Source organism: Clostridium sp., from assembly GCF_050717535.1.
In the GTDB taxonomy this organism is placed as follows: domain Bacteria; phylum Bacillota; class Clostridia; order Clostridiales; family Clostridiaceae; genus Clostridium_AD.
This window is the reverse complement of sequence record NZ_JBOITM010000058.1, coordinates 1-8,679: the sequence shown is the minus strand read 5'-3', so window position 1 is coordinate 8,679 and position 8,679 is coordinate 1. Positions and strand designations below refer to the sequence as shown.

General features: G+C 31.8%; 8 protein-coding genes and 1 pseudogene. All 9 read left to right on the top strand.

All coding sequences use genetic code 11. The annotated features are described in order from the left end of the window. Nucleotides 1–224: 224 nt before the first annotated feature. The 9 genes and pseudogenes from ACREVU_RS08870 (at nt 225) to ACREVU_RS08830 (ending at nt 8,260) form a co-directional block, all read left to right on the top strand. A complete protein-coding gene (locus tag ACREVU_RS08870; RefSeq protein WP_431551244.1) occupies nt 225–761 on the top strand; it encodes a thioredoxin family protein in 537 nt (178 codons plus the stop codon). Then, nucleotides 758–1,450 (top strand): cytochrome c biogenesis CcdA family protein, encoded by a 693-nt coding sequence (locus tag ACREVU_RS08865; RefSeq protein WP_431551243.1) that lies wholly within the window; start codon nt 758–760, stop codon nt 1,448–1,450. Before ACREVU_RS08870 ends, ACREVU_RS08865 begins: the two co-directional genes overlap by 4 nt. A gap of 218 nt (nt 1,451–1,668) precedes the next feature. Next, nucleotides 1,669–2,097 (top strand): arsenate reductase/protein-tyrosine-phosphatase family protein, encoded by a 429-nt coding sequence (locus ACREVU_RS08860; protein WP_431551242.1) that lies wholly within the window; start codon nt 1,669–1,671, stop codon nt 2,095–2,097. 82 nt (nt 2,098–2,179) lie between these two features. After that, on the top strand, nt 2,180–2,524 hold the full coding sequence (locus tag ACREVU_RS08855; protein WP_431551241.1) for an ArsR/SmtB family transcription factor: 345 nt from the start codon (nt 2,180–2,182) through the stop codon (nt 2,522–2,524). A gap of 35 nt (nt 2,525–2,559) precedes the next feature. After that, nucleotides 2,560–3,624, top strand: coding sequence for an ACR3 family arsenite efflux transporter (gene arsB / locus ACREVU_RS08850; protein ID WP_431551240.1), 1,065 nt, complete (start codon nt 2,560–2,562; stop codon nt 3,622–3,624). A gap of 46 nt (nt 3,625–3,670) precedes the next feature. Then, a pseudogene (locus ACREVU_RS08845) lies at nt 3,671–4,672 on the top strand (ArsA-related P-loop ATPase); the annotation flags it as partial. A gap of 322 nt (nt 4,673–4,994) precedes the next feature. Continuing rightward, a complete protein-coding gene (locus ACREVU_RS08840; protein WP_431551239.1) occupies nt 4,995–6,074 on the top strand; it encodes a C40 family peptidase in 1,080 nt (359 codons plus the stop codon). Between the two features lie 293 nt (nt 6,075–6,367). Next, entirely contained in the window at nt 6,368–6,565 is a 198-nt protein-coding gene (locus ACREVU_RS08835) for a helix-turn-helix domain-containing protein (protein WP_431551238.1), read from the top strand. Nucleotides 6,566–6,577: 12 nt separating this feature from the next. Further along, a complete protein-coding gene (locus tag ACREVU_RS08830; RefSeq protein WP_431551237.1) occupies nt 6,578–8,260 on the top strand; it encodes a ribonuclease J in 1,683 nt (560 codons plus the stop codon). Nucleotides 8,261–8,679 lie beyond the last annotated feature (419 nt).

Genomic DNA, 8,679 nt, shown 5'->3' with positions numbered 1-8,679 from the left:
TAGTTTCTATATCTGAGACATATTTATTAAAACATTAATTTCTATTGAACCGCCGTGTACCGAACGGTATGCATGGTGGTGTGAGAGGTCGCTAAATAAATTAATTATTTAGCTCCTACTCGATTCTATTTTTGGATATAACACATTGAGAGTTGTCTATGTATAAATACATCATATGACACATAGATTGATATAAATGTAAGAGGAAAAGGAGTGTGCTTTTAATGGATGAAAGAAAGAGTGAAAGGTTCTCTAAAAATATGACTAAAATAGTTATACCTATGATTATAGCTATAGCAATAGGAGGAATATGGTATTTTAAAAACTCTAATAAAACACCAATTGGTAAAGAGGATAATCCCTATTTTGCTCTACACGTGACTGACAGTCTAGATCTTGAACAACTTAAATCCTATGGGATACCTATTATGATTGATTTTGGTGCGGATTCCTGTATTCCTTGTAGGGAAATGGCTCCAGTTTTAAAGGAACTTAATGAAGAACTCCGTGGGAAAGTAATCATAAAATTTGTTGATGTATGGAAGTATGAAAGTTTAGCAGATGATTATCCTATTAGTGTAATTCCAACACAAGTTTTTATAGATAAGGATGGTAAACCTTATACTCCTAAAAATGCAGAAGCCTCACAAATGAAAATGTATTCTTCTAAAGAAACTGATGAGCATGTAATTACTACTCATGAGGGTGGAATGACTAAGGAACAAATACTACAGGTGTTAAAGGAGATGGGTATGAAATGATTAATGAATGGTTAGATTCATTATCAAAACTTATATCTAATAGTTTTTGGCTTGCACCTTTTATTGCACTTCTGGCAGGGGTATTGACATCATTTACTCCATGTGCGCTTACAAGTGTACCCCTTGTAATTGGATATGTAGGTGGTGTTGGGAATAATGATACAAAGAGAGCATTTAAGTTATCCCTAGTTTTTGCTGGTGGTATGGCGGTTACTTTCACCATTCTAGGCACTATGGCGTCTATTCTAGGCAAACTTATGGGAACATCAAGTCCCTTATGGTACATTGCACTAGGTATTTTAATGGTGCTTATGGCACTTCAAGTTTGGGAGGTATATAATTTTATACCATCAATTTCATTAGGGAGTAATAAACCTAAAAAAGGTTTCCTAGGAGCTTTTTTAGCAGGAATCCTAGGAGGTATATTTTCTTCGCCTTGTGCAACACCAGTACTTGTAGTCTTACTTTCCATAGTAGCAAAAGAGGGGAATATTGCAAGAGGGGTACTGCTTTTACTATTATATTCAATAGGACATAGTGTTCTAGTTATAGTAGCTGGAACATCAATGGCATTTGTAACTAGGCTTACATCTAGCAATAAATATGGTGACCTTAGTAAGGTTCTAAAATATCTTATGGGCACCGCTATTCTTCTAATTGCTTTTTATATGTTTTATTTAGGGTTTTAAAAGTCTTTGGGAATATTTAGACAATCTAAGCTCAATTATAATAAATAAATTTAATTTCACTTAAGTATGGGATGTAATATTAATGGATTCATAGGAGATTTAATGATATGCTGTTGACAAAATAGGTAGTTGATATTACAATATGAGTATAAACGAATATACGAATATATAAGTTGATTTTAAACTAAAAAATCTACATAAAACGAGGAGGAATATTTATGAAACCAAAAGTAGCATTTATATGTGTTCACAATTCATGCAGGTCGCAGATGGCAGAGGCACTGGGAAAACTATTCGCATCAGAGGTGTTTGAATCTTTTTCTGCAGGGACCGAAACTAAACCTCAAATTAATCAAGATGCGGTAAGAATAATAAAAGATTTATATAGTGTAGACATGAATGAAACTCACACATCAAAATTAATTGACGATATACCAGAAGCTGATATTGTAATAAAAATGGGATGTAATGTAGTTTGTCCAATAATGGCTCATAAACATGAAGAAGATTGGGGACTAGATGACCCTACTGGAAAATCTGATGAGGAATTTATAAAGACAGCAAAAATAATAGATGGAAAAATTAAAGATTTAAAGAAAAGAATTGAAAATAATGAAATTGATTTAAGTGGAGAAGTGGTTTGGTAGTAGTAACAAATGTGAGTTTAAATGCATAGTATATGATTATATGAGCGCATGAGTATATAAAAATATAATGGAGGTGAAAATAGTGGTTGAAATATTTAAAGCATTAGCGGAAGAAAACAGACTTCGCATATTGGCACTGCTTATGAAAGATGAAATGTGCGTATGTGAAATTGAGGATTGTCTAAATATGAATCAATCAAATGTTTCCAGGCATTTAACGGCGCTTAGAAGGTGTGGAATCCTTGAGGGCTATAAAAAAGCACAATGGGTGTACTACAAAATAGATAATAATTTTATAGAAAAAAACCCTGATTTATATGCATATTTGAAAAAAGAATTGAAACAATTATCTACCTACAATAGTGATTGTGAAAAAATGGCAGCATCTAAGCTTCAATGTTTATGTGATATAAAAATTAAGGAATAATTTATAAGATTTTAAAAAAGTAAGGAGTTTTTTTAATGAGTGAAGTTAAAAAATTAGATATGGGATTTTTCCAAAAGTACTTAACGGTTTGGGTAGCAACTTGTATGGTAGTAGGTGTCCTTATTGGTAAGTTTATTCCAGGAATTCCTGAATTCCTAAATCAGTTTGAATATGCTAAGGTATCTATTCCAACTGCTATTCTTATATGGGTAATGATTTATCCTATGATGATGAAGGTTGATTTTCAAAGCATTAAGAATGTTAGGAAAGAGCCAAAAGGTTTGTATATAACATGGACAACAAATTGGCTTATAAAACCATTTACTATGTATGTGATATCTTCATTTTTCTTTTTTGTTGTATTCAAAGCATTTATAGCACCGGAACTGGCTACTCAATATCTTGCAGGAACTATATTACTCGGAGCTGCACCTTGTACTGCTATGGTATTTGTTTGGAGCACACTTACAAAAGGTAATTCGGCTTATACCGTTGTACAAGTAGCCACTAACGATTTAATTATACTTGTTGCATTTATACCTATAGTGAAACTTCTGCTGGGTGTCAGTAGTATTGTGGTTCCCTGGAGTACACTAATTTTATCTGTGGTTTTATTTGTTGTTATTCCTTTGGCTGCGGGCATATTGACTAGAATTATGATGACAAACAAAAGAGGATTAGAGTATTTTGAAAATACTTTCCTCCATAAGTTTGATAATGCAACTACTGTTGGACTGCTACTTATGTTGGTATTGTTATTTTCATTCCAGGGTGAAACCATTTTAAACAATCCATTGCATATTTTGCTTATTGCGGTGCCACTAACTATTCAAACATTTTTAATTTTCTTTATTGCATATTTAGCATGTAGAAAGCTAAAATTACCACATGATATTGCGGCTCCAGCTGGAATGATTGGAGCATCAAACTTTTTCGAACTATCAGTTGCAGTCGCCATTGCTTTGTTTGGTATGGATTCTCCAGCAGCGCTTGCTACAGTTGTAGGGGTATTGACCGAAGTGCCAGTAATGTTAATCCTTGTAAAAATAGCAAACAATACTAGTGGTTGGTTCCCACAGCGAGTAGATAATAACAAATAATAATTAAGAGTATTAAATATAACAAAAATGCTAAAAGTATTAACGTAATGTATCCCAAAGTCTGTATAACAAATAACAAAAATTACTTAAAGAAATGCCACAGGGGTTACAGGGAATTACCACTTATATGGTACCGCTTAGAGCTTACAATATAACGGGTATGGAAAATGTACGTGCATTACTTACTAAAGATAATTACAACGTAAGTAGTGAAAAGATAAATGCTGAAATTATTCTTAAACTTAAAGACGTTATTGAAGACTTATACAAAAGCAATAAAAAAGTAATATTCACCATGGGCAAGGGTGGCGTAGGTAAAACTACTATTGCTGCGGCAATTTCACTAGGATTATCTGCAAAAGGTAAAAAGGTACATCTTACTACAACTGACCCTGCAGCCCATCTTAAATTTGTTATTAATGAGAGTAGCAACATCACAATGAGTCATATTGATGAGCAAGTTGAACTTGAAAAATATAAGCAGGAAGTGCTTTCAAAGGCAAGAGAAACCATGGCTGATGAAGACATAGAATATGTTGAAGAGGATCTCCGTTCTCCATGTACACAAGAAATTGCAGTGTTTAGAGCCTTTGCTGAAATAGTAGATAAGTCGGAAGAGCAAATTGTTGTTATAGATACCGCTCCAACGGGTCATACTCTGCTGCTACTTGATTCCACACAAAGTTATAATCAGGAAATTAAGCGCTCCCAGGGAGATATCCCAGAATCTGTGAAAAAGCTGCTACCAAGGCTACGTAATGATGATGAAACTGAGGTCATTATTGTAACACTTGCTGAAGCTACACCAGTATATGAAGCAATGCGTCTCGAAGAAGATTTAATACGTGCAAAAATTTCAACAAAATGGTGGGTTATTAATTCATCACTTCAAGCCACTGGTACTACAAATAAATTGTTGGCTGCAAAGGCAAGCAATGAAATTGAGTGGATTAACAAGGTTGATGCACATGCAAAGGGTAAATTTGCAGTAATCGCTTGGAGTCCTGATGAAATTAAAGGTGATAAATTAAAAGATTTATTGGTGTAATTTAAATTATCAATTGTTGTATTGCCCGCTATATTGTATCAATATAGCGGGCAATACTTTTAACTATTAGGTGCTTTTTACATTTTTAAAAGGAAAAAGTGAGAATATAGTTCATAACATATAAGTAAAAGTTTAAATATTTAATGTAAAATAAACATTTAAAAGTAAAAAAATATAAAATTTACATATTAAATAAGATTTGTCCTTGAAATTTGCTGTAAAATAGTGGTACAATAAAAACATTGAGTTATGAGTAACATATTAATAACGTTTACAATACATAGATATACGTATATATATTATTTTTAAAGGGGGGATTGGGTTGCGTAAAGGAATAATATCATTACTGTTAACAGTTGGGCTAGCTACTACAATGAGTATAACCGCATTTGCAGAACCATTATCAGATAGTTTAACAAATCAAAATGAAGCCTATAAGCAGGCACAAAATAAGGTTGAGGATATAGAAATCTCTATTGAAAAATTGGACTCAGATATAGAAAAAATTATGGTACAAGTTGATAAGGCTAAAGTAAAGATGGGTAAAACTCAATTGAAAATAGAAAAATCAAAAGAAGATATACAAGTTGCAGAAAATAATATTGTAGAAGAAGAAGATCTATTTAACAAGAGAATGCGAAGTATGTATATTAATGGTGTGGATAGTTATTTAGAAGTTTTATTAAATTCAGAGGGCATAGAAGACTTTATTTCAAGAGTTGAAAATGTAAAAAAGATTGTGGAATATGACAATGAAATTATTGTAGGATTAACAGATAAAAAAGATGAAATTGAAGATAAAAAGGAAGTACTTGAAACTGAAAAAACTAAGCTAACACTTTTGACAACTGATAATGAAGTCAAAATACTTAGCCTTAAAGATAAAAAGCAAAAACAAATTGTATTAAATGAAAAAGCTAAAAAGCAACGACAATTATATGCCGGTAGGATTAGTGAGGGACAAGCCATTGTAAATGTTTCTATGGGGAATATAAATGAAGTAAGAGCTAATGCATCTAATTATACATTGTCTAGGGGAAACACTTCACTTAGCTCTAATTCTATAGTTGCTTATGCAAGTAATTTTTTAGGAACACCATATGCTTGGGGTGCTAATGGTCCTAGTAATTTTGATTGTTCTGGTTTTGTAAAATACGTATATGCTCATTTTGGAGTGTCAATAGGCAGAACTACCTCTGATCAAATAAATGATGGATCTTATGTGTCTAAAGAAAATTTGCAGCCCGGAGATTTGATTTTCTTTGGTTCATCCTCAAATCCTCATCATGTGGGAATGTATGTAGGAAACAATTCATACATTCATGCGCCAAGTACTGGAGATGTGGTTAAAATATCAGCACTTACAAGAAGTGATTACATTGGTGCAAGAAGAGTTAAGTAGTTCTAAATGTGGACAGGCTATTTGAAATAGTCTGTCCTTTGTTTATGTTATAATTAATTATATTAAATTATAACTAAATATAATTAATTATAATGTGGTATAATTAAGTTTCGTTAGTATATAATTAACCTTGTTTAATTTAATTTTTATTTTAATCCTTTAGATGTGTAATAATATGTCATAAAATTAATAGTGAAATAAAGAGTGTGATGTTTACCTAACAATCACCACTTTAAAATATAGGTTTATTAAAAAAATAAATTCAAGAAATAAATTCAAGAAAGGATAAGGAAATGAGTGAAAACATAAAAGCCGATGAAATTATGACAGTAAGTGAAGTTGCAACATATTTTAAAATTAGTGAAGTAACTTGTTATAAATTAGTGCAAAGCGGTAAGATACCGGCTTTTAAAATTGGACGTAATTGGAGAGTGAAAAAAAGTGATTTAAATGAACTATTGGAAAAATTAAAGCAGGGCGAGAGAATATAAGGGAGGCAAATTTTGAATAATAATTATAAAAAGAAAACTAAAAACAAAATTAAAATTATTCCACTAGGTGGACTTGGAGAAATAGGTAAGAACATTACGGTAATAGAATATAAAGAAGAGATTGTTGTTATAGATTGTGGAATTTCTTTTCCAGATGCAGATATGTATGGGGTAGATTTAGTTATTCCTGATGTGAATTATCTTTTAGAGAACAGAGATAAGGTAAAAGGGATTTTCATAACTCATGGGCATGAGGATCACATAGGTGCATTGCCATATGTTTTAAAACAAATTAATGTGCCAGTTTATGGAACACAACTAACTTTAGGAATTGTAGAAAGTAAGTTACAAGAACACGGAATATTATCTGATTGCACCTTAAATGTAGTGAAATCTGGAGATATTATAAAATTGGATAAACTCAGTGTAGAGTTTATAAGAGTAGGTCATAGTATAGCTGATGCCTGTGCCATTTGTATACATACTCCTATTGGAAGAATTATAGATACAGGAGATTTTAAGATAGATTATACTCCTATTGATGGAAAAGTTATAGATTTAGAGCGATTTGCAAAACTAGGTGGTCAGGGAGTACTTTTACTTATGGCTGATAGTACTAACGTAGAGCGTCCTGGATTTAATATATCTGAGAAAGTAGTGGGAGAGACACTAAGTAAATTATTTTACAAAGTTAAGGGTCGAATAATAGTAGCCTCCTTCGCGTCAAATATTCATAGAGTACAATTAATTGCCAATGCAGCAATTATGAATGGAAGAAAAATAGCCTTCAGTGGGAGAAGTATGGAGAAAATATCTGAGGTGGCTATGGATTTAGGGTATTTAGATATTCCAAGGGAAGCTATAATTACAGTGGCAGAACTACATAATTATCCTGACGATAAGGTAACAATAATAACTACTGGTAGCCAAGGAGAGCCACTAGCAGCACTTACAAGGATGGCATTCTCTACCCATAGAAGTATTCAAATACAAGAGGGTGATTTGGTTATTTTATCTGCATCACCAATCCCTGGAAATGAAAAAGCCATATACAATGTTATAAATGAATTGTTTAAAAAGGGAGCTAATGTAATATATAATACTACAGATAACATTCATGTTTCTGGGCATGCTTGCCAAGAGGAATTAAAATTAATGCATAGTTTAATTCGCCCTAAGTATTTTATGCCAGTACATGGTGAATACAGACATTTAAAAGAACATGCACTATTAGCAGAAAAAATGGGAATGGATCCTGAAAATATTTTTATTGGGGAAACTGGACAGATATTAGAAGTATCCCAAAATGCCTGTGAACTTGTTGGAAAAGTTCAAACGGGAGCGATAATGGTAGATGGCCTGGGTGTGGGAGATGTTGGTAGCATTGTACTTAGAGACAGAAAACACTTAGCTGAAGAGGGTATTCTTACTGTGGTAGTTACTATAGAAAGAGATACTTATAGTATAGTAGCAGGACCAGATATAATAACTAGAGGGTTTGTATATATGAAAGAATCAAATGAATTAATTAATGAGGCAAGAGACATTGTTAGAAAAGAATTAGAGCAGTGTTTAGATAAAAAAATTAAAGAATGGTCAGTAATAAAGGCCTGTATAAGAAATGCACTAGGTCAGTTTTTATATATAAAAACTAAGAGAAGACCTATTATTATACCAATAATAATGGAAATATAATAAAAATAGGTGATGGAGTTCACCTTAACTATTGTATTTTTGCAATAAAAGACCTCTACTTAGAGTTTAACTTTAAGTAGGGGTCTTTTGTTATGAAAAAAATTGTTTATAGTTTTAAAATATTGTTAATAATTATAAAGAAATATAATAATTTATAATCACTCTTAAAGCAGATAAACACAGTAGACTAAATCAATTCAAATTATAATGAAAGTTGATTATATTTGATAACATCTATATAATAGAGGTGCGTAAGAAAAAACATACAATAGATGTAATGATATTATACATATTGAGTAAATTCGGAAACTAATCGCTAATTTAACAAAGCCTAAAAAAAAGTGTTTTAAACCGTAGGTTCATTAGAATTGCTTATTTATTGTTGTTTAAAATGTAAATTAATAAAAATGAGCATAGCA